This is a genomic window from Pseudomonas sp. AM14(2022) (genome assembly GCF_036346455.1).
In the GTDB taxonomy this organism is placed as follows: domain Bacteria; phylum Pseudomonadota; class Gammaproteobacteria; order Pseudomonadales; family Pseudomonadaceae; genus Aquipseudomonas; species Aquipseudomonas putida_A.
Genome location: NZ_JAOTNY010000010.1, coordinates 224,032 through 243,694 on the forward strand (window position 1 = coordinate 224,032; position 19,663 = coordinate 243,694).

At 61.3% G+C, this 19,663-nt stretch carries 19 protein-coding genes and 1 riboswitch; of the genes, 13 read left to right on the forward strand and 6 right to left on the reverse strand.

Going from position 1 to position 19,663, the window contains the following annotated elements; genetic code table 11:
* Positions 1-9: 9 nt before the first annotated feature.
* Complete coding sequence (locus tag V3W27_RS20225; RefSeq protein ID WP_027614046.1) at positions 10-426, reverse strand: OsmC family protein; 417 nt, start codon at positions 424-426, stop codon at positions 10-12.
* 130 nt (positions 427-556) lie between these two features.
* Between V3W27_RS20225 and V3W27_RS20230 the strand changes: the two genes are divergently transcribed.
* Entirely contained in the window at positions 557-1,603 is a 1,047-nt protein-coding gene (locus V3W27_RS20230; protein WP_442962672.1) for an amidohydrolase family protein, read from the forward strand.
* A gap of 138 nt (positions 1,604-1,741) precedes the next feature.
* Positions 1,742-3,367 carry a methyl-accepting chemotaxis protein gene (locus V3W27_RS20235; RefSeq protein ID WP_330207376.1) on the forward strand — a complete coding sequence of 542 codons (1,626 nt, stop codon included), beginning with the start codon at positions 1,742-1,744 and terminating at the stop codon, positions 3,365-3,367.
* 193 nt (positions 3,368-3,560) lie between these two features.
* Here V3W27_RS20235 and V3W27_RS20240 read toward each other — a convergent pair whose 3' ends face one another.
* From V3W27_RS20240 to purM, 3 genes are read right to left on the reverse strand one after another with little or no spacing between them, the layout of a single operon-like run.
* Positions 3,561-4,274, reverse strand: coding sequence for a DUF3108 domain-containing protein (locus V3W27_RS20240; RefSeq protein ID WP_007962880.1), 714 nt, complete (start codon positions 4,272-4,274; stop codon positions 3,561-3,563).
* A gap of 8 nt (positions 4,275-4,282) precedes the next feature.
* Positions 4,283-4,933, reverse strand: a complete 651-nt coding sequence (gene purN, locus V3W27_RS20245; RefSeq protein WP_330207377.1) for a phosphoribosylglycinamide formyltransferase — start codon at positions 4,931-4,933, stop codon at positions 4,283-4,285.
* Entirely contained in the window at positions 4,933-5,991 is a 1,059-nt protein-coding gene (purM, locus tag V3W27_RS20250; RefSeq protein WP_027614051.1) for a phosphoribosylformylglycinamidine cyclo-ligase, read from the reverse strand. The genes purN and purM overlap by 1 nt, the downstream gene beginning before the upstream one ends.
* Positions 5,992-6,365: 374 nt before the next feature.
* Here purM and V3W27_RS20255 point away from each other — a divergent pair, with 374 nt between their 5' ends.
* The 5 genes from V3W27_RS20255 (at position 6,366) to V3W27_RS20275 (ending at position 11,053) form a co-directional block, all read left to right on the forward strand.
* Positions 6,366-7,424: a DUF2066 domain-containing protein gene (locus tag V3W27_RS20255; protein ID WP_330207378.1), complete on the forward strand. Its 1,059-nt coding sequence runs from the start codon at positions 6,366-6,368 to the stop codon at positions 7,422-7,424.
* Between the two features lie 34 nt (positions 7,425-7,458).
* Positions 7,459-8,532 (forward strand): AI-2E family transporter, encoded by a 1,074-nt coding sequence (locus V3W27_RS20260; RefSeq protein ID WP_027614053.1) that lies wholly within the window; start codon positions 7,459-7,461, stop codon positions 8,530-8,532.
* 219 nt (positions 8,533-8,751) lie between these two features.
* Positions 8,752-9,456 (forward strand): DnaA regulatory inactivator Hda, encoded by a 705-nt coding sequence (gene hda, locus V3W27_RS20265; RefSeq protein ID WP_025111852.1) that lies wholly within the window; start codon positions 8,752-8,754, stop codon positions 9,454-9,456.
* A 225-nt stretch (positions 9,457-9,681) separates the two neighbouring features.
* Positions 9,682-10,296, forward strand: coding sequence for a C40 family peptidase (locus V3W27_RS20270; protein ID WP_007962885.1), 615 nt, complete (start codon positions 9,682-9,684; stop codon positions 10,294-10,296).
* A 220-nt stretch (positions 10,297-10,516) separates the two neighbouring features.
* Complete coding sequence (locus tag V3W27_RS20275; RefSeq protein ID WP_027614054.1) at positions 10,517-11,053, forward strand: C40 family peptidase; 537 nt, start codon at positions 10,517-10,519, stop codon at positions 11,051-11,053.
* Between the two features lie 132 nt (positions 11,054-11,185).
* On the opposite strand, the gene V3W27_RS20280 is transcribed toward V3W27_RS20275, so the two are convergent.
* Both V3W27_RS20280 and V3W27_RS20285 read right to left on the reverse strand, forming a co-directional pair.
* Positions 11,186-12,499 (reverse strand): PQQ-dependent sugar dehydrogenase, encoded by a 1,314-nt coding sequence (locus V3W27_RS20280; protein WP_330207379.1) that lies wholly within the window; start codon positions 12,497-12,499, stop codon positions 11,186-11,188.
* Between the two features lie 66 nt (positions 12,500-12,565).
* On the reverse strand, positions 12,566-13,150 hold the full coding sequence (locus tag V3W27_RS20285) for a hypothetical protein (RefSeq protein ID WP_330207380.1): 585 nt from the start codon (positions 13,148-13,150) through the stop codon (positions 12,566-12,568).
* Positions 13,151-13,313: 163 nt separating this feature from the next.
* Positions 13,314-13,544, forward strand: a riboswitch (cobalamin riboswitch).
* 82 nt (positions 13,545-13,626) lie between these two features.
* Between V3W27_RS20285 and cobO the strand changes: the two genes are divergently transcribed.
* The 6 genes from cobO to V3W27_RS20315 are packed head-to-tail and all read left to right on the forward strand — an operon-like array spanning position 13,627 to position 19,602.
* On the forward strand, positions 13,627-14,238 hold the full coding sequence (cobO, locus tag V3W27_RS20290; RefSeq protein WP_027614057.1) for a cob(I)yrinic acid a,c-diamide adenosyltransferase: 612 nt from the start codon (positions 13,627-13,629) through the stop codon (positions 14,236-14,238).
* Positions 14,235-15,617 carry a cobyrinate a,c-diamide synthase gene (locus V3W27_RS20295; RefSeq protein ID WP_247267674.1) on the forward strand — a complete coding sequence of 461 codons (1,383 nt, stop codon included), beginning with the start codon at positions 14,235-14,237 and terminating at the stop codon, positions 15,615-15,617. Before cobO ends, V3W27_RS20295 begins: the two co-directional genes overlap by 4 nt.
* On the forward strand, positions 15,614-16,264 hold the full coding sequence (gene bluB, locus V3W27_RS20300) for a 5,6-dimethylbenzimidazole synthase (RefSeq protein ID WP_247267673.1): 651 nt from the start codon (positions 15,614-15,616) through the stop codon (positions 16,262-16,264). Before V3W27_RS20295 ends, bluB begins: the two co-directional genes overlap by 4 nt.
* The gene (gene cbiB / locus V3W27_RS20305) at positions 16,261-17,169 is read left to right on the forward strand and encodes an adenosylcobinamide-phosphate synthase CbiB (protein ID WP_047600242.1); all 909 of its coding nucleotides are present in this window, start codon (positions 16,261-16,263) and stop codon (positions 17,167-17,169) included. Before bluB ends, cbiB begins: the two co-directional genes overlap by 4 nt.
* On the forward strand, positions 17,162-18,154 hold the full coding sequence (gene cobD, locus V3W27_RS20310; RefSeq protein ID WP_330207381.1) for a threonine-phosphate decarboxylase CobD: 993 nt from the start codon (positions 17,162-17,164) through the stop codon (positions 18,152-18,154). Before cbiB ends, cobD begins: the two co-directional genes overlap by 8 nt.
* Positions 18,151-19,602, forward strand: a complete 1,452-nt coding sequence (locus V3W27_RS20315) for a cobyric acid synthase (RefSeq protein ID WP_330207382.1) — start codon at positions 18,151-18,153, stop codon at positions 19,600-19,602. Before cobD ends, V3W27_RS20315 begins: the two co-directional genes overlap by 4 nt.
* The last annotated feature ends 61 nt before the right edge of the window (positions 19,603-19,663 follow it).

The window sequence follows — 19,663 nt, forward strand, 5'->3', positions numbered from 1 at the left end:
AGAGGGTGATTACTGGCTGTCGAAGCCTTGTGGGGCGTGGGTTTCGATGCTGACGTCGGTGGTAGTCATCAGTTTGTGGATCGGGCAGCGATCAGCCACGCGCAGTAACTCTTCACGTTGGGCATCAGTGAGGACGCCCTTGAGGGTAAGCGTCACGTGCAGGGCGTATTTGCCTTTTTGCTCTTCGCTGTTGTCGCGTTTGACCTCGACACCCACGCCGGTCAGCGGGATGTCTTTCTTCTTCGCGTACATCTTCAGTGTCAGTGCCTTGCAGGCACCGAGCGCGGCGTCGAAGTAGTCGTGTGGCTCGGGGGCCGAGCCTTCGCCGCCGGCAGACTTCGGCACGTCGGCAAACAATTCGTGGTCATCGATCTGTACGGTGTGACGAAAACCTTCGGCGGAGACGGTATTGACGGTAACAGTCATGGCAACCTCACTGGCAGTAGGAAAAAGTCGTGCGATCAAAAAAGGACCTTGCAGTTATAGAGCATTCCTACAGAGCCGCGTTCCACTTTCCTACAGGATGAACCCTTGTCATCGGCTCAAGGTCTAGGCTATGCCTACCTGCCGGAGATTACTTGTGTCCTTGTTTCGTTTGAGTCTTGCCTGCCTGCTGGCATTTGCCGGTAGCGCCAGCGCGCGCGATTACACCTACAGCGATGCGCACCTGCATTACGTGGATTTTTTCCAGGAAACCGCCGGCATGGCGAAATTGCTCACAGCGATGAAGGACAATTCCATCGATCACGTGATGATTTCCGGGATTCCCGTGGCGAAGAAATGGCATGAGGACGAACCCAAGCGTCCGCGTTATTACGCCGGCGATGACGCCGATGCCTATTGGTACAGCGCCACCGACGTGATCGTCGCTGATGCCGTGCAGAAACTGACGCCGGAGCAGCGTCTGCACTTTCATCCGTTCCTGTCGGGCTTCAACCCCAATGACAAGAACTCCGCAGCGCACATTCAGCGCATGCTCGATCTGTATCCGGGGCTGTGGCAGGGCATCGGCGAAGTGTTCACCCGCCATGACGACCTGACGGCGTTGACCGCTGGCGATACGCCACGGGCCAACAACGAAGCGATGAAGCGGATTTATCACCTGGCTGCCGAAAACGATCTGCCAGTGATGCTGCATTCCAACATCACCTCCAAGCGTGAGAAAAATCCGCTGTACTTGAAGGAAATCGAAGAACCCCTGCGTAATCACCCGCACACCCGGTTCATTTGGGCGCACGCCGGCACCAGCGCGGAAATTCATCGGCACCAGACGCAACTGAAATTCCTCCTGCCGACGGTGAGTCGGATGCTTGAGGCTTATCCGAATCTGTTCATTGATCTGTCGTGGAGCATGCTCACGCCGTATCTGTTGGACGAGCAGGGCAAGCCGCGTGCGGAATGGCTGGCATTGGTCGAGAAATACCCTGAGCGCTTTATGGTGGGTTCGGATGTTGTAGGCCGTTTCACCAAGCTCGGTCAGGAAATGCGCAGCTTCACGCCGTTCCTTGATGCCTTGCCTGAAGAAATTGCGCGTAAGGTCGCCCGGGATAACTTCTTGGCGATATTGCCGCGAACAGCGGCAAAGTCCGGGAAACCGCGCTGAATCGTTAATGCCGAGGGTTCGAAGTATCAAGGCCTTTTGATATCACCTTTTGGTCTTACGCAAATTTTCGCCGGGCCGATACCTTCTAAAGCAACCAGCTGCAGGGTTGATGCAGCGCTTTTGGAAGGAACCAGAGTCATGAGCATCCGTAGTCTCAATATCGCGCCGCGAGCCGGCCTGGGTTTTGGTGTGTTGGCGCTGATGGTGTTTGCCCTGGGGGCGTTCGCCCTGCTGCAAATGTCGAACATGCGCGCCCAGTCTGATGAGGTCGACAACAACTGGCTGCCGAGCGTGATGGCGGTCGGCGAGATGAGTCAGGACATGTTGCGCCTGCGTGCGCTGACCATGCGCCTGCTGCTCAATCGCGACCCGCAGGCGCTGGCGCAGAATGTCGCCAAGCTCAATGACCTGCGCGGTGTGTTGAGCGAAGCGCAACAACGCTATGACGTGTTGATCGTGCTGCCCGAAGAGCGCAAGTTGTTCGACCGCTTCAAGGTCGCCGAGCACAAGTACCTGGAGTTTCAGGCGCAGGTCATGCAGTTGTCCGCACAGAATCGGGTGGAGGAGGCGGCGGCGATTCTCAACGGTGAAATGAGCCCGTTGGCCGACGACATGGCGGTCACCCTGAAGGAGCTGGTCGAGCTGAACAAGCACAACGCCAATCTTGCCACCGAAGCCGCGCGCCTGGTTTTCATCAATTCGCGAGTGTGGGTCGGGGTGATGATCGGCATTACCGCGCTGATCACCATCGGTCTGGCGCTGCTGCTGACCCGCAGCATCGTCCTGCCGTTGGCGCAATCACTCGGCGTGGCGGAAGTGGTGGCCGGCGGTGATCTGACGGGCGATATCAACATCTCCGGCAAGGACGAACCGGCGCGGCTGCTGCAGGCGCTGAAAAGCATGCAGCACAACCTGCGCGACACCATCCGGCAGATTTCCGAGTCGTCCAGCCAGTTGGCGTCGGCCTCGGAGGAACTGAGTTGCGTCACCGAGGACGCCACGCGCGGGCTGCACCAGCAAAGCCTGGAGATCGAGCAGGCCGCCACGGCGGTCAATCAGATGACCGCTGCCGTGGAAGAGGTGGCGAGCAACGCCGTGGCGACTTCCGAGGCGTCGCGCGAGTCTGACCGGATTGCCCAGCATGGGCGCGAGCAGGTCAACCAGACGGTGACTTCGATCCAGTCCCTGGCTGACGACGTCACGTCCAATGCCACGCAGGTCGAGGATCTGGCGCAGAAGGTTCACGGCATCAGCAAAGTGCTCGACGTGATCCGCTCAATTGCCGAGCAGACCAATCTGCTGGCACTGAACGCAGCGATTGAGGCGGCGCGGGCCGGGGATGCCGGGCGTGGCTTCGCGGTGGTGGCCGATGAGGTGCGGGCGCTGGCCCATCGCACCCAGCAATCGACCCAGGAAATCGAGCAGATGATCGGTGGCATCCAGCAGGGCACCGATTCGGCGGTCAGTTCGATGCAACAGAGCAGCGTCCGCGCCAATTCGACTCTGGAACTGGCTAAGGCTGCGGGTTTGGCGCTGGAGGAAATTGCCTCGGCGTTCACCTTGATCAACGAGCGCAACCTGGTGATCGCCAGCGCCTCGGAGGAGCAGGCAGCGGTGGCGCGGGAGGTGGACCGCAACCTGATGAACATCCGCGATCTGGCGATGCAGACTTCGGCGGGGGCAAATCAGACCAGTGCGGCAAGCCAGGAGTTGTCGCGGCTGGCGGTGGATTTGAACAATATGGTGGCCAGATTTTCGGTCTGAGCTGACCCTTGACGATTGCACTCACCCCCTGTGGGAGCGGGCTTGCTCGCGAAGGTGTTGTATCAGATACATCTTCGTTAGCTGGCAGGCCGCCTTCGCGAGCAAGCCCGCTCCCACAGTATTTGTGTGTCGCCTGGAAATCGCAGGCACAAAAAAGCCCCGCATCTGCGGGGCTTTTCGTTGTAGCGGCGGATCAGCTGCCTTTAACGGTTTTGCCGTTGACCGTACCGTCCTGGAGCATGATGTTGTACTCCTTGCCGTCGGTTTCAACCTGTTGCAGGCGCACCAGCAGGTAATCCCAGTCCTTGGCGAACCACAGAACCGTGATGCGCTTGCTTTGTGTCGGGTCACGCACGCGCTCGACCTTGATTGCATCGATCTTGCCGGCCTTGGTGTCGACTTTCTCGGCACCCAATACACGGAAGTCATAGGTGTCGACTTCACCGTCGTCGACCACCTGATAGCTCATGGTCTTTTTGCCGGCGGCCACGTCATGCTGCAGCGCCAGCTGATAGGTCGACTTGTCGACCATGCCACGGTTCAGCGGGATCTTCACCGCGTCGCCCCGGTCAGTGCCGGTGACCATCTTGCTGTTCCAGTCGAAGTCCAGATCAGCCTTTTTTGCTTTGCCCAGACCACCACGTTCGAAGTGGTAGGACTGTGGCAGCAGGGTGTCCTTGTCCAGGGTCAGCGTGCTTTCTTCGGTCAGGCTGGCGATCATCATCGACGCCTTGAAGCTGAGTTTCCAGACACCGTTGGCTTCCTTGGTCAGGCTGCGTTCGGCGGTGCCGCTCATGGGCAACTGTTTCCAGTCGGCGGTGTAGCTGGCGGAGAACGGTTGAAGGTCTGCCGCCTGCGCGAAAGGCAGGGCGAGCAGAGCGCAAGCGAAGAGCAGGGCGCGACGCATAAAATCTCCTAGTGTCGAATCAAGTGGCCGCTGGCCGCGAGTAACTGGCCATCCAGTAAAGCACCTTGCTCACCGAGTGCCAGTCGGCCTTCGGCAAACCAGCGTACAGCCATCGGGTAGATCAGGTGTTCCTGGATATGCACTCGCTGCGCAAGTGTCTGCGGCGTGTCGTGCAACTCTACCGGTATTACTGCCTGTACGACCAGTGGTCCACCATCGAGTTCCTCGGTGACGAAGTGCACGGAGCAGCCGTGCTCCGCATCGCCGGCCTCGAGCGCGCGCTGATGAGTGTGTAACCCTTTGTATTTGGGCAGCAGCGACGGGTGGATGTTGAGCAGACGACCCTGGTAGTGACGCACGAAATCAGCGCTGAGAATGCGCATGAAGCCGGCCAGTACCACGAGTTTCGGTTTGAATTCGTCGATCAGTTCGATCAGGGCAGCATCGAAGGCCTCGCGACCTTCGAAAGCCTTGTGATCCAGCGAGCGGGTGGCGATACCCGCGTCACTGGCGCGTTGCAGGCCGTAGGCGTCGGCGCGGTTGGAAATCACCGCAGCGATGCGGACCGGGCTGTCGCCGGTCCGCGTGCTGTCGATCAGAGCCTGCAAGTTACTGCCGGTGCCGGACAACAGCACCACGACATCACAGGTTGCGGACATTAATGAGCCTTAAGGTTCTGCAGATCAACCTGGGCAGCGCCTTCGGCAGCGGCAGCGATCTGGCCGATGACCCAAGGCTGCTCGCCGGCATCACGCAGGGTGTTCAGGGCCACTTCAACGTGCTCCTGAGCCACGCAGATCACCATGCCGACGCCGCAGTTCAGTACGCGGTGCATTTCGGTCTCGTCGACGTTGCCTTTCTCTTGCAGCCAGTCGAAGACCGCCGGGCGAGTCCAGCTGGCCACGTCAACCACGGCCTGAGCGCCTTTTGGCAGAACGCGCGGAATGTTGTCCAGCAGGCCGCCGCCGGTGATGTGGGCCATGGCTTTGACCGCACCGGTGTCTTTGATCAGCTTGAGCAGCGGCTTCACGTAGATGCGGGTCGGGGCCATCAGCAGTTCGGTCAGCGGCTTGCCGTCGAGCTGTACGGTTTCAATGTCGGCACCGGACACTTCGATGATCTTGCGGATCAGCGAGTAGCCGTTGGAGTGCGGGCCGGACGATGGCAGGGCGATCAGTGCGTCACCGGTGGCGACTTTCGAGCCGTCGATGATTTCGGCTTTTTCCACGACGCCGACGCAGAAACCGGCCAGGTCGTAGTCTTCGCCTTCGTACATGCCAGGCATTTCAGCGGTTTCGCCGCCGACCAGGGAGCAGCCAGCCAGTTCGCAGCCTGCACCGATACCGGTGACCACGGTGGCAGCTACGTCGACGTTCAGCTTGCCGGTGGCGTAGTAGTCGAGGAAGAACAGCGGTTCTGCGCCGCACACCACCAGATCGTTGACGCACATGGCGACCAGGTCCTGGCCGATGCTGTCGTGCTTGTTCAGGTTCAGCGCCAGGCGCAGCTTGGTGCCGACGCCATCAGTACCGGAAACCAGCACCGGCTGTTTGTAACCGGCCGGGATCTCGCAGAGGGCGCCGAAACCGCCCAGGCCGCCCATGACTTCCGGGCGCGCAGTGCGCTTGGCGACGCTCTTGATGCGTTCGACCAATGCTTCACCGGCGTCGATGTCTACACCGGCGTCCTTGTAGCTCAGGGAGGGTTGCTTGCTCATGATCCAGGCCTTTAGGGGAGGGGATTCAGGGGTAACGACCGAGTTCAGCGGGAACATCGAAATCGAGAGGGCGATGGCCTTACGCGAATTTCGGGGTGCCCGGCTGTTGCCGGTCTGCGAAGGCGCGCGATTTTATCAGGCTTGAGGGGCAGCGGCCATCCTCGCGCCGACGGGCAGGGGCATAATCGACTGAAATTTTTTGCAATTGTGCCGGGCGGCTGCCTGTATAAGGTGTGCCGATTAACCGTCTATCGTTATCACTGTGCAAAAACTTACCGCTAGCGTGTGAATGTTTTGCGATGGCAGATTGTCACAGCCTTGCTTAACCGGTTCACGCGGCCTGTTCCAGCCGCTCCTGTCGACGGGAATTTTCCATGCGTTTTTGTAAATTGTTGGTTGTGGGTTGTTTGTCGTTGGTCAGCTTGGCGAGTCATGCCGAAAACCTCAAGGGTCTCTATCAAGTGCGCCAGCCGGTCAGCAGCCAGGCGCCGGAAGAGCGTGATCGCGCCACGCAGGCGGCGCTCGATACGCTGGTGTTGCGCCTGACCGGTGACCCCAAGGCGCCGCAAAATCCCGGGCTGGCGGCGATTCGCAAGGATCCGCAGCAGATCATCAGTCAGTTCGGTTTTGATGCCGGGCCGCCGGAGGTGCTCAAGGTCGATTTCGATCCGGCCACCACCGAGCAGGCGCTGCGTCGGGCCGGGCTGTCGTTGTGGGGGGCGAGTCGGCCGTCGATTCTGAGCTGGTGGCTGAACGATTCGACTGAAGGTTCGAGCCTGGTCGGCGACGGTCAGGCAGCGGCTGCACCGTTGCGTTCTGCGGCTCAGCATCGCGGCTTGCCGCTGCGTCTGCCGCTAGCGGATCTGAGTGAGCAACTAGTGGCTACCGCGCCAGTGCTGGATGGCACCGAGCCCGCGCCATTGCGCGGCGCTTCGGAGCGTTACGGCGCGGATGCGTTGCTGGCGGTGCATGCGCACGAAGAGGGCGGGCAGTGGCAGGCCAAGTGGCATCTGTGGCTGGGCGATCAGAAAGAGGCCGGCAGTGTGCAGGGCGCCGACCAGGCTGCCGTGGCCGATGCGGTGATGCTGGCGGTGGCCGAGCGTCTGGCGCCGCGCTTTGTCGCCAAGCCTGGTGCTTCGGGCCAACAGACCCTGGAAGTGCAGGGCATGAATCTTGAGCATTACGCCACACTGCTGCGGTTACTCGAACCGTTCGGTGTGCGTCTGCAAAGTGTCGATGGTGATCGCATCGTGTATCGGGTCAACGGCAGTGCCGATCAGTTGCGCGCGCAGTTGTCGTTGGCGAAGTTGCAGGAGTTGCCGGCCGAAGCACCGACGCCAGTGGCAGCGCCGCAGCCAGCGGTGGCAGGTGCAGCGCCTGTTGCGGCTCCAGCGCCTGCACCGGTAGCACCTTCGTTGCGGTTTCGCTGGTAAGTCTTTCCTTATATAGAAGCAGTGGGAGTGGTAAATGGCCGATACGCGGCGTTGGTTCTGGCTCGGTGGGGTAGTCCTGCTTTGCGCATTTGTCTGGTTGCTGCATCCGATCCTCACGCCGTTTCTGGTGGCGTTGCTGCTGGCGTATCTGTTCGATCCGCTGGTGGATCGGTTGGAGAAACTCGGTTTGTCGCGAACCTGGGGTGTGATCGCGGTGTTCGCCTTGTTCACTCTGATCGTCACCACGTTGCTGTTGGTGCTGGTGCCGATGCTTGCCAAGCAGTTGGTGCGTTTGTATGAGTTGGCGCCGCAAATGCTTGACTGGCTGCAGCATACGGCGCTGCCGTGGGCGCAATCGAAGCTGGGCCTGTCTGACGGCTTCTGGAAGTTCGACAAGGTCAAGGCGGCGATCAGCGAACACATGGGGCAGACCACTGACATCGTCGGTGTGGTGCTGAGTCAGGCGACGGCCTCGAGTCTGGCGCTGATCGGCTGGCTGGCGAATCTGGTGCTGATTCCAGTGGTGAGTTTTTATCTGCTGCGCGACTGGGACGTGATGATGGCCAAGATCCGCAGCCTGTTGCCGCGTGATCGTGAAGAAACCATCGTCTCGCTCGCCGGTGAGTGCCACGAAGTGCTCGGCGCGTTCGTGCGCGGACAGTTGCTGGTCATGCTGGCGCTGGGCGTGATCTACGCAGCGGGTCTGATGATTGTTGGTCTGGAATTGGGGCTGTTGATCGGCCTGATCGCAGGCCTCGCGGCAATCGTGCCATACATGGGTTTTGTGATCGGTATTGGCGCGGCGCTGATTGCCGGGCTGTTCCAGTTCGGTGGCGACCTGTACCCGATGATCGGCATCGTTGCGGTGTTCATGGTCGGGCAGGCGCTGGAAGGCATGGTGCTGACGCCGCTGCTGGTCGGCGACCGGATCGGCCTGCATCCGGTGGCGGTGATCTTCGCAATCCTGGCCGGCGGCGAGCTGTTCGGCTTTACCGGAGTGCTGCTGGCATTGCCGGTGGCGGCGGTGATCATGGTGCTGGTGCGTCACGTGCACGATTTGTACAAGGACTCGGATATTTACAGCGGGGCAGATGAGCCCGAGTTGTAAGCCGATCACGGGCGGTCCGGCATTGTGCCGGGTTGGCCCGGGTTTTGCGGCGGGTTCGTTCGATACCGCGTCAGAGAAACTGTCATAAAACCAGCGTGTTAACGCAAACCTTTGATTTTGCTTGGGGTCTGTCGCATTGTGCGCTCAGCTTCACGGGTATAAACTTCGCAAACTTTACACAGAGGCCACTAACGGTTCCTTGAGAACTGTTCAGTCAGCATGAAACCGATTCAGCTGCCCCTAGGTGTGCGTCTGCGTGACGACGCCACCTTCATCAACTACTACCCAGGCGCCAATGCCGCTGCACTCGGCTATGTCGAGCGCCTATGCGAAGCCGACGCCGGCTGGACCGAAAGCCTCATCTACCTGTGGGGCAAGCATGGGGTAGGGCGTACGCATCTGTTGCAGGCGGCGTGTCTGCGTTTCGAGCAGATGGGTGAACCGGCGGTGTATCTGCCGCTGGCCGAGCTGATGGATCGTGGTATCGAAATCCTCGACAACCTTGAGCAGTACGAACTGGTCTGCCTGGATGACTTGCAGGTGATTGCCGGCAAGCCGGACTGGGAAGAGGCGATGTTTCATCTGTTCAACCGCCTGCGTGACAGCGGTCGACGTTTGCTGATTGCCGCTTCAACCTCGCCGCGCGAGCTGCCGGTGAAACTGGCTGACCTCAAATCGCGCCTGACCCTGGCGCTGATCTTCCAGATGCGGCCGCTCTCCGATGAAGACAAATTGCGTGCCCTGCAATTGCGTGCGTCGCGTCGCGGTCTGCATCTGACCGATGAAGTCGGACACTTTATTCTGACTCGCGGCACCCGCAGCATGAGTGCATTGTTCGACCTGCTCGAACAGCTGGATCAGGCCTCGTTGCAGGCGCAACGCAAGCTGACGATTCCGTTCCTGAAAGAGACCCTCGGTTGGTAGTCAGCCCTTGAAATACGAGGCTTTCAGCACGTTTCGACATATTTCAGGCGCCAGAAAATCCGCGTTTCCGCAACGTATGCAGACCGCGTATCGAGTCAAATGGGCTTAAGCGCTTAGATGTAAACGAGAAACCGGGAAGTCACAAAAAGATCGATTGAATTTGCAAATGAGGCCGATAGCGGGCATAGTCTCGGCTTCTTTACAACTTCAGCCACGGTCGTGCCCATGCTAAATCGCTTCGCACCCCTCGTGCCTCTCGCACTCGTCACCCTGTTGTTCGGTTGCGCTGCTCATTCTCCAGTTCAAGAGCAGCCTCAGCAGGTTAAAAATTCTGCCACTGCCCAGTCTTCTGTTATTTACCAGGAAGAGCTGGACACCGAAAAAGAACTCTCGGACTTCAACAAGAAGCCGTACGAGCTTCCGGTTCTGGCCGACAGTATCCTTGAACGCGGCATGTCCCTGATCGGTACCCGTTACCGTTTCGGCGGCACCTCTGAAGCCGGCTTCGACTGCAGCGGTTTCATCGGTTATCTGTTCCGCGAAGAAGCCGGCATGAATCTGCCGCGCTCCACCCGTGAAATGATCAACGTGGATGCGCCTCTGGTCTCGCGCGGCAACCTTGAGCCGGGCGATCTGCTGTTCTTCGCTACCAATGGTCGTCGCGGTCGTGTAAGCCACGCCGGGATCTACTTGGGTGACAATCAGTTCATCCACTCCAGCAGTCGTCGCAGCGGCGGTGTTCGCATCGACAGCCTGGGTGACAGCTACTGGAGCAAGACCTTCATCGAAGCCAAGCGCGCCCTCGCGATGGCTCCGACCGTGGTCACCGCTCGCAAGTAATTCCCCCGTTGTCGCCACGTCCGTGGCGACAAAAACGGTGCCCGGCAAGGGAGTAGACCTAGACTTTACAAGGTGAAGTTAAAGTCTTACTTGAAGTTTGCCGCGTAGCCGCTAGAATCCTGTATCTATATTGATGGCAAACCGCCTGCGTGCTGCGCAGGCGGTTTTGTTTCTGTCCATTCGGCAGAGAAAGCCGCAGCCAGATCAGGATGTTCTGCTTATGACGATGTCGGCCCGCCTCACAGTGATTTTCTTCGCAGCGCTGCTCAGCGCCTGCGCCAGCCGCACTCCGCCGCCTGCGCCCGTGGTACGCGCCCCGGTGGTGTTCGGGCCTTCCCAGGCTTTTTCGCCGGCTGCTGAAGACGTGCTGTTTCGCGCGCTGGGCCTGGTTGGCACGCCTTATCGCTGGGGCGGCAACACACCGGATTCCGGGTTTGATTGCAGTGGCCTGATCGGTTTCGTCTACCGCGATGCCGCCGGTATCTCCTTGCCGCGCTCCACCCGCGAGATGATCGTGATGCAGGCGCCGAATGTCGGCAAAGAGGGTTTGCAGACCGGCGACCTGATCTTCTTTGCCACCAACGGCGGCTCGCAGGTCAGCCATGCGGGAATCTACGTCGGCGAAGGGCGCTTCGTGCACGCGCCAGCCACCGGCGGCACGGTGAAGCTGGACAGTCTGTCGAAGGCGTACTGGCAGAAGGCGTACCTGAGTGCCAAGCGGGTGTTGCAGCCGGAGCATCTGGCGCATAACCCGTAGTAAAAATCGCAGCAATCCTAATGTGGGAGCGAGCCTGCTCGCGAAAGCGGTGTATCAGTCAACCCAATGGAGACTGACACTACGCATTCGCGAGCAGGTTCGCTCCCACAGTTGTTTCAGGTCAGGCAAAAGTTACTTGGCAGACGAAACCCGCCAAACCTTGTTCCCCACATCATCCGCCACCAGCAAACCACCTTGCTGGTCGATCACCACGCCTACCGGGCGACCCAAAGCGTTCTCGTCCTTGTCGAGGAAACCGGTCAGCACATCCACCGGTGCTCCGTTCGGCTTGCCAGCGGCGAACGGTACGAAAATCACTTTATAGCCACTGTGCGGTTTGCGGTTCCATGAGCCGTGCTGGCCAATGAAGGCGCCTTCCTTGAACTGCGCCGGCAGGCTGTTGCCCTCGGCGAAGGTCAGGCCCAGCGAGGCAGTGTGCGGGCCGACGGCGTAGTCCGGGGCGATAGCCTTGGCCACCAGATCCAGATTCTGCGGCTTCACCCGCACATCCACGTGCTGACCGTAATAGCTGAAGGGCCAGCCATAGAAGCCACCGTCCTTGACCGAGGTGATGTAGTCCGGCACCAAGTCGCTGCCGATCTCGTCACGCTCATTGACCGCTGTCCACAGCGCACCCGTGGTCGGTTCCCACGCGAGGCCGTTGGGGTTGCGGATGCCCGAGGCGAAGATCCGGTGGTTGCCGGTGGCGCGATCGACTTCCCAGATCGCCGCGCGACCTTCTTCTTTATCCAGACCATTCTCGCCGACGTTGCTGTTCGAGCCGACAGTGACGTACAGCTTGCTGCCGTCCTTGCTGGCGATGACGTTTTTGGTCCAGTGATGGTTCAGCGTGCCGCCCGGCAGATCCGTGACTTTGATCGGCTGGGTCTTGATCTCGGTCGCGCCGGATTCGTAGTGAAAGCGCAGCAGGCGATCGGTATCAGCGACGTACAAATCGTTGCCGACCAGGGTCATGCCAAACGGCGAATTGAGGTTTTGCAGAAACACCGTGCGGGTCTCGGCCACGCCGTCGTGGTCGGCGTCGCGCAACAGGGTGATGCGGTTCGGGGTCGGCACACCAGCGCCGGCCTTGCCCATGACTTTCTTCATCACCCAGCCACGAATGCCGCTGCTGTCGTCAGGCTTGGGCGGGGCGTTGGTTTCCGCCACCAGCACGTCACCGTTGGGCAGCACGTAGAGCCAGCGCGGATGGTCGAGGCCTTCGGCGAATGCTGCGACCTGCGTGCCGGCTACGGCGGTCGGTTTACCGCCGGCGGGCCAGCCGACCGCCGGGGCGATGTTCACCGTCGGGATCAGGGTTTTGTTTGGTTCAGGCAGCTTCGGTGACGGACCGGTGCCGTCAGAAACTTGCAGGCTGGAGGATTCACCGCAGGCGGCGAGCCCTCCGGCGAGGGCGATGACGAGAGCGAGTTGGGTTTTGCGCATTACTGATCTTCCCTATGAATGCATGCCTAATCATAGAGGAGTGCGCGCACCCGATGGTTCAACCGCTCAACCACGGGCCTCTTTGAACAGCACGGCGATGCCCGGGTGATAGTTACCCGCTTCGCTGCGCAACTTGCGGTAGGCGTAGGGGAAATACCAGGCCACTGCGCAGCAGTGTTCCTTTTGCAGGTCGTCGACCATGTCCTGCAACTCTTCGGGGCTGGCGCTGTGTTGGGCTTTTTGCGGGGCGACGAACAGGCAACCGAGCTTGAGGTCACTGGCAAAACTGATGCGTTTGGCGTCGCTGGTGATGTCCAGCAGGGCCTGGGTCAGATTGAGGTTGTTGACCCGTGGCCAGCGCTGGGTGGCCTGAAGGTAGGCGCGGTCTTCGGCGCCGGCGATGAACAGATCGGCGCGGGCATTGCGCTCGCCATCCTCGTTCTGCTTTCGGGTCGAGGTATTACAAAGGGTCACCAGCTCGGCCATCCAGGCTGCCGCGGAGAGCAAGCCGAGATTGGCGTTCTCGTCATGCCAGTAAGGGGTGTCGTTGTCGCCGCGAATGGCGTTGTAGCGGTCGATACAGTCAAACCAGCGTTCCAGCATCGGGCGCAGGAATTCCAGGCGCGGGTTGCTGATGATCATGCCTTGCATCGTCATCATCCTTATTGTTGTGATGTGCTTTTCAATCAAAAGCATGGCTCTTTGATATCACTTGTCTCAGTGTGGCACAAGATTGGCGTCAGATAATTGATCGACGGCAGTTATTCGCCCGACGGCCCCCTCTTTAATTGACGCTCCACCCCCAACCCTCTAACCTTCGCGGCTTGTTTCAGGTGCTCTGTGACGTGTGTCGACAGGGTGAAACAGGGAAGCCGGTGAGGGTTGTCTTCAGGCGAAGCACGATCACGATCCCGGCGCTGCCCCCGCAACGGTAAATGAGTAAAAGCTGCGCCTTGAGCCACTGTGTCGACAGACGCGGGAAGGCGCGCAGTCAGGCGATGCGCCGCTCATGAGCCCGGAGACCGGCCTGATCCATCCAGCGGCATCACGGTGGGCGATGCCAGGCTTTTTGCCGTCTATTCTTGTGCCTGCCCGCCGTTATCCAGCCTCAACGGAGAGCTCCCCCAATGACCGATTCCCCCGAGCGCGACGAACGCCATCTGGCGCGCATGCAGCGCAAAAAAGCCGTGATCGACGAGCGCATCGCCAATTCGCCTGACGAGTGCGGCCTGGTGCTGGTGCTGACCGGCAATGGCAAAGGCAAAAGCAGCTCGGCGTTCGGCATGCTCGCCCGCGCCATGGGCCATGGCATGCAGTGCGGCGTGGTGCAGTTCATCAAGGGTCGCAACAGCACGGGCGAAGAACTGTTCTTCCGCCGCTTCCCCGAGCAAGTGCGTTTTCACGTGATGGGCGAGGGCTTCACCTGGGAAACCCAGGATCGTCAACGTGACATCGCCGCTGCCGAAGCCGCGTGGGAAGTGTCCCGCGAGCTGCTGCGTGATCCGTCGATCGGCTTGGTGGTGCTGGACGAACTGAACATCGCCCTCAAGCACGGCTACCTCGATCTGGATCGAGTGCTCAGCGACCTGCAGGCGCGTCCGCCGATGCAACACGTGATCGTCACCGGTCGCGCGGCCAAGCCGGAAATGATCGAGATGGGCGATACCGTCACCGAAATGGGCATGCTCAAACACGCCTTCCAGGCTGGCATCAAAGCGCAGAAAGGCGTCGAACTTTGAATCAACCACGTCACTGCCCGGCGGTACTGATCGCCGCGCCGGCCTCCGGTCAGGGCAAGACCACCGTCACTGCCGCGCTCGCTCGCTTGCATCGCAACCAGGGGCGCAAGGTGCGCGTGTTCAAGTGCGGCCCGGACTTCCTTGACCCGATGATTCTCGAGCGCGCCAGCGGTGCGCCGGTGTATCAACTGGACATGTGGATGGTCGGCGAGCAGGAAAGCCGCCGTCTGTTATGGGAAGCCGCCGCCGAAGCCGATCTGATCCTGATCGAAGGCGTGATGGGCCTGTTCGACGGCACGCCGTCCAGCGCCGATCTGGCGCGGCATTTCGGCGTGCCGGTACTCGGCGTGATCGACGGCACCGCCATGGCCCAGACCTTCGGCGCATTGGCGTTGGGGCTGGCGCGTTACCAGCCGGATTTGCCTTTTGCCGGCGTGCTGGCCAACCGTGTCGGCACTTTGCGTCATGCGCAATTGCTCGAAGGCAGCCTCACCGAAGGTTTGCGCTGGTACGGCGCGCTGTCCCGCGAGACCGGGATCGAGTTGCCGAGCCGCCATCTCGGTCTGGTGCAGGCCAGTGAACTGAATGATCTGGATCTGCGTCTCGACGCCGCCGCCGAAGCCTTGGCCAGCAGTTGCGAGGTAGCGCTGCCACCGGCCGTGGAATTCGCCGCGCCTGAAATGATCAGCGCTGAACCGCTGCTCGACGGCGTGCGCATTGCTGTCGCTCGCGATGAGGCCTTTGCCTTCACCTATGGCGCCAGTCTCGACCTGCTACGGGCGATGGGCGCCGAGTTGAGTTTCTTCTCGCCGATCCGCGATACGCAATTGCCCGAGGCCGACAGTCTGTATCTGCCCGGCGGTTATCCGGAATTGCACCATGTCGCGCTATCGCAAAACGTGGCAATGCTTGATGCAATCCGTGCGCACCACGCCGCCGGCAAACCACTGCTCGCCGAGTGCGGCGGCATGCTCTATCTGCTCGACGCGTTGACCGATGTCGACGGCACCCGCGCCGAACTGGTGGGGCTGCTGCGCGGTGAGGCGGTGATGCAAAAACGTCTGGCGGCACTGGCACTGCAAGCGGTGGATCTGCCGGAAGGTTCGTTGCGCGGTCACACCTATCACCATTCCCTGACCAGCACCGAACTGACGCCGATTGCCCGGGGCATCAGCCCGAATGGCGGGCGCGGGGCCGAGGCGGTTTATCGGGAAGGGCGGATGACGGCGTCGTACGTGCATTTCTACTTTCCGTCGAATCCTGCGGCTATCGCGGCACTGTTTGTGCCAGATCTTGAGGCCGCTTTCGCGAGCAAGCCCGCTCCCACATTGGATCACCTAACCCCTGTGGGAGCGGGCTTGCTCGCGAAGAGGCCATGAGCGACAACGCATTCACTGAGGCCGAGCGCACAGCGGTCTATAAAGCCATCGCCGAACGCCGCGACATGCGCCACTTCACCGGCGGCACGGTCGAGCCGGAGCTGCTGCGCCGTCTACTCGAAGCCGCGCATCAGGCGCCCAGCGTCGGCCTGATGCAGCCATGGCGCTTCATCCGCATCAGCGATCGTGCCCTGCGCGGGCAGATCCAGAACCTCGTCGAAGAAGAACGTGTGCGTACCGCCGAAGCCCTCGGCGAGCGCAGCGATGAGTTCATGAAACTCAAAGTCGAAGGCATCAACGACTGCGCCGAGGTGTTGGTCGCAGCACTGATGGACGATCGCGAAAAACATATTTTCGGCCGTCGTACGCTGCCGGAAATGGACATGGCCTCGCTGTCCTGCGCGATTCAGAACCTGTGGCTGGCATCCCGTGCCGAAGGACTGGGCATGGGCTGGGTGTCGCTGTTCGAACCGCAAGCACTGGCCGATCTGCTGCAGTTGCCGGCCGGGGCCAAGCCGTTGGCGGTGTTGTGTCTGGGGCCGGTCAAGGAATTCTATCCGGCGCCGATGCTGGTACTCGAAGGGTGGGCGCAGGCGCGGCCGCTCAATGAGTTGCTGTACGAAAATTATTGGGGAGTGAGTCAATGAGTGTGGCGTTGTTGAGTGTCGCCGCGGTCGCGCTGGATGCGCTGCTGGGTGAACCGAAACGCTGGCATCCGCTGGTGGCGTTCGGCAATTTTGCCGGGCGCATCGAGCGCCGTTTCAATGCGGGCGGGCGCGGCTGGCGCAGTCACGGGGTCACCGCGTGGGTGATCGCGGTGCTGCCGCTGACCTTGCTCGCCACCGCGTTTTCCTGGGCACCGTACGTGGGCTGGATCGTCGAAATTCTTGCGCTGTATTGCGCCCTCGGCATGCGCAGCCTCGGTGAGCATGTCGCGCCGGTAGCCGCCGCCTTGCGCGCTGATGATCTGGAAGAGGCGCGCAAACGCGTCGGCTATCTGGTCAGTCGCCAGACCAGCGAACTGGACAGCACCGCCGTCGCGCGCGCGGCCACCGAGTCGGTACTGGAGAACGGCAGTGACGCGGTGTTCGCCGCGCTGTTCTGGTTTGTCGTGGCCGGCGCGCCGGGCGTGGTGCTCTATCGCCTGAGCAATACGCTCGACGCTATGTGGGGCTATCGCAACGAACGCTTCGAACGCTTCGGCTGGTGCGCGGCAAAAATCGACGACGTGCTCAACTATATTCCGGCCCGGCTGGTGGCGCTGACCTACGCGCTGCTGGGCAACACCCGGCTCGCCTGGAAATGCTGGCGCAGCCAGGGCCCGCAATGGGACAGCCCGAATGCCGGTCCGGTGATGGCGGCCGGTGCCGGTGCATTGAATGTCGAACTGGGCGGCCCGGCGATCTATCACGGCGAACTGCATGAGCGTCCGCAACTGGGTGAAGGTCCGCCGGCGGATGCCGATTCGATTGATCGCGGCTGGCAATTGGTCCAGCGCGGGGTATGGTTATGGCTGCTGATTCTCTGCGTGGGGGCTGAATTCTATGCTTGAGCACGGTGGCCGGCTGCGCAAGGCTGCACTCGATTACGGGATTGCCGAGGCTGACTGGCTCGACCTCTCCAGCGGCCTCGCGCCGTGGCCGTTTGCGGTCCCGGAGATTCCGTTGCGCGCCTGGGCACGCTTGCCGGAAACCGACGACGGCCTGGAGCAGGCCGCGTGCGATTATTACGGTGCCTCGCAGGTGCTGCCGGTGGCCGGTTCGCAAATGGCGATCCAGTTGCTGCCGCGTTTGCGCCGCGCTGGCAAGGTCGGTGTGTTGTCGCCGTGTTATGCCGAGCACGCCGAAGCCTGGCGCCGCAGCGGTTACATCGTGCGCGAAGTGCTGGAGCAGGAAGTCGAATTCTTTCTCGATAGCCTCGACGTGCTGGTGGTGGTCAATCCGAACAACCCCACCGGCCTGAGTCTGACCCCGGCGCGGCTGCTCGACTGGCACGCGCGGCTGGCCCAGCGTGGCGGCTGGCTGGTGGTCGATGAAGCGTTCATGGATAACACGCCGCAGCTGAGTCTGGCGCCGCATACCCACCAGATCGGTTTGATTGTTCTGCGTTCCTTCGGCAAGTTTTTTGGTCTGGCCGGGGTGCGTCTGGGCTTCGTGCTGGCCGAGCGTAAATTGCTCAGATTGCTCGCGGAGCAGGTCGGGCCCTGGGCGGTCAGCGGGCCGACGCGGGTGCTCGGTCAGGCTTGCCTGCAAGACACCGAAGCGCACACCCGGCAACGCATTCGCAGCGATGAAGCCAGTGAACGCCTCGCGTTGTTGCTGGAGCGCTATGGCTTCAAACCCCACGGAGGTTGCGCGTTGTTTCAGTGGCTGATCACCGAACACGCGGCGGCGCTGCACGAGTTCATGGCCCGGCGCGGCATCCTCCTGCGCATCTTCACCCACAACAGCAGCCTGCGTTTCGGCCTGCCTGCCAACGCCGCTGAAGAAGCGCGTCTCGAACAAGCGCTGCAAGCTTTCGCCAAGGAAACCCAATGACAACCTTGATGGTTCAGGGCACCACGTCCGACGCCGGTAAAAGTACGCTGGTGACGGCGCTGTGCCGCTGGGCCACCCGTCAGGGTGTGGCGGTGGTGCCGTTCAAACCGCAGAACATGGCGCTCAACAGCGCGGTGACCGCCGACGGCGGCGAGATCGGCCGGGCGCAAGCGGTGCAGGCACAAGCCGCGCATCTCGAACCGCACACCGACATGAACCCGGTGTTGCTCAAGCCCAACAGCGATACCGGCGCGCAGGTAATCATCCATGGCCGCGCGGTCACCAGCATGAACGCGGTGGCGTATCACGACTACAAAGCCATCGCCATGCAAGCGGTGCTCGCGTCGCACCAGCGACTCAGCGCGGCATATCCGCTGGTGATGGTAGAAGGCGCCGGCTCGCCGGCCGAGATCAATCTGCGTGCCGGGGACATCGCCAACATGGGCTTCGCCGAAGCGGTGGATTGCCCGGTGCTGCTGATCGCCGACATCAATCGCGGCGGCGTTTTCGCGCATCTGGTCGGCACGCTGGAGCTGCTGTCGCCGAGCGAACAGGCGCGGGTCAAAGGTTTCATCATCAATCGTTTTCGCGGTGACATCGCCTTGCTCCAACCGGGCCTCGACTGGCTGGAACAGCGCACCGGCAAACCGGTGGTCGGCGTGCTGCCGCACGTGATGGACCTGCATCTGGAGGCCGAGGACGGCATCGACCAGCGCCAGACCGACAAGGCTGAGCAAGTGCTGAAAGTGGTGGTGCCGGTGCTGCCGCGCATCAGCAATCACACGGACTTCGATCCGTTGCGTCTGCATCCGCAGGTCGATCTGCAATTCATCGGCCCGGGGCAGGCGATCCCTGCCGCCGACCTGATCATCCTGCCCGGCTCGAAAAGCGTGCGCAGCGATCTGGCGTATCTGCGTGCCAACGGCTGGGACGCGGCGATTAATCGGCACTTGCGCTATGGCGGCAAGTTGCTGGGGATCTGCGGCGGTCTGCAAATGCTCGGCGAGCAAGTGCACGATCCGCTGGGCCTGGAAGGCGCGCCGGGTTCGAGTGCCGGCCTCGGTTTGCTGGCGTTCGAAACCACGCTGGAAGCCGAGAAGCAATTGCGCAATGTCCGTGGGCATCTGGCGCTGGAAAACGCTGAGGTCAGTGGCTATGAAATCCATGCGGGCGTGACGCTGGGGCCGGCGCTGGAGAACGCGGCGGTGCATCTGGATGACGGTCGTTGCGACGGCGCGCAGAGTCTGGACGGGCAGGTGTTCGGCACTTATCTGCACGGCTTGTTCGAATCACCGCAAGCCAGTGCCGCGTTGCTGCGCTGGGCCGGGTTGAGCGATGTGCAGGAGGTGGATTACCACGGCTTGCGCGAGCGCGATATCGAGCGGTTGGCGGATCTGGTGGAGCAGCATCTGGATACTGAATTGTTGCGTCAGCTCTGCGGGATTTGAGGTGGATTCATCGCGAGCAGGCTCACTCCTACAGGGGAATGCGATCTCCTGTAGGAGTGAG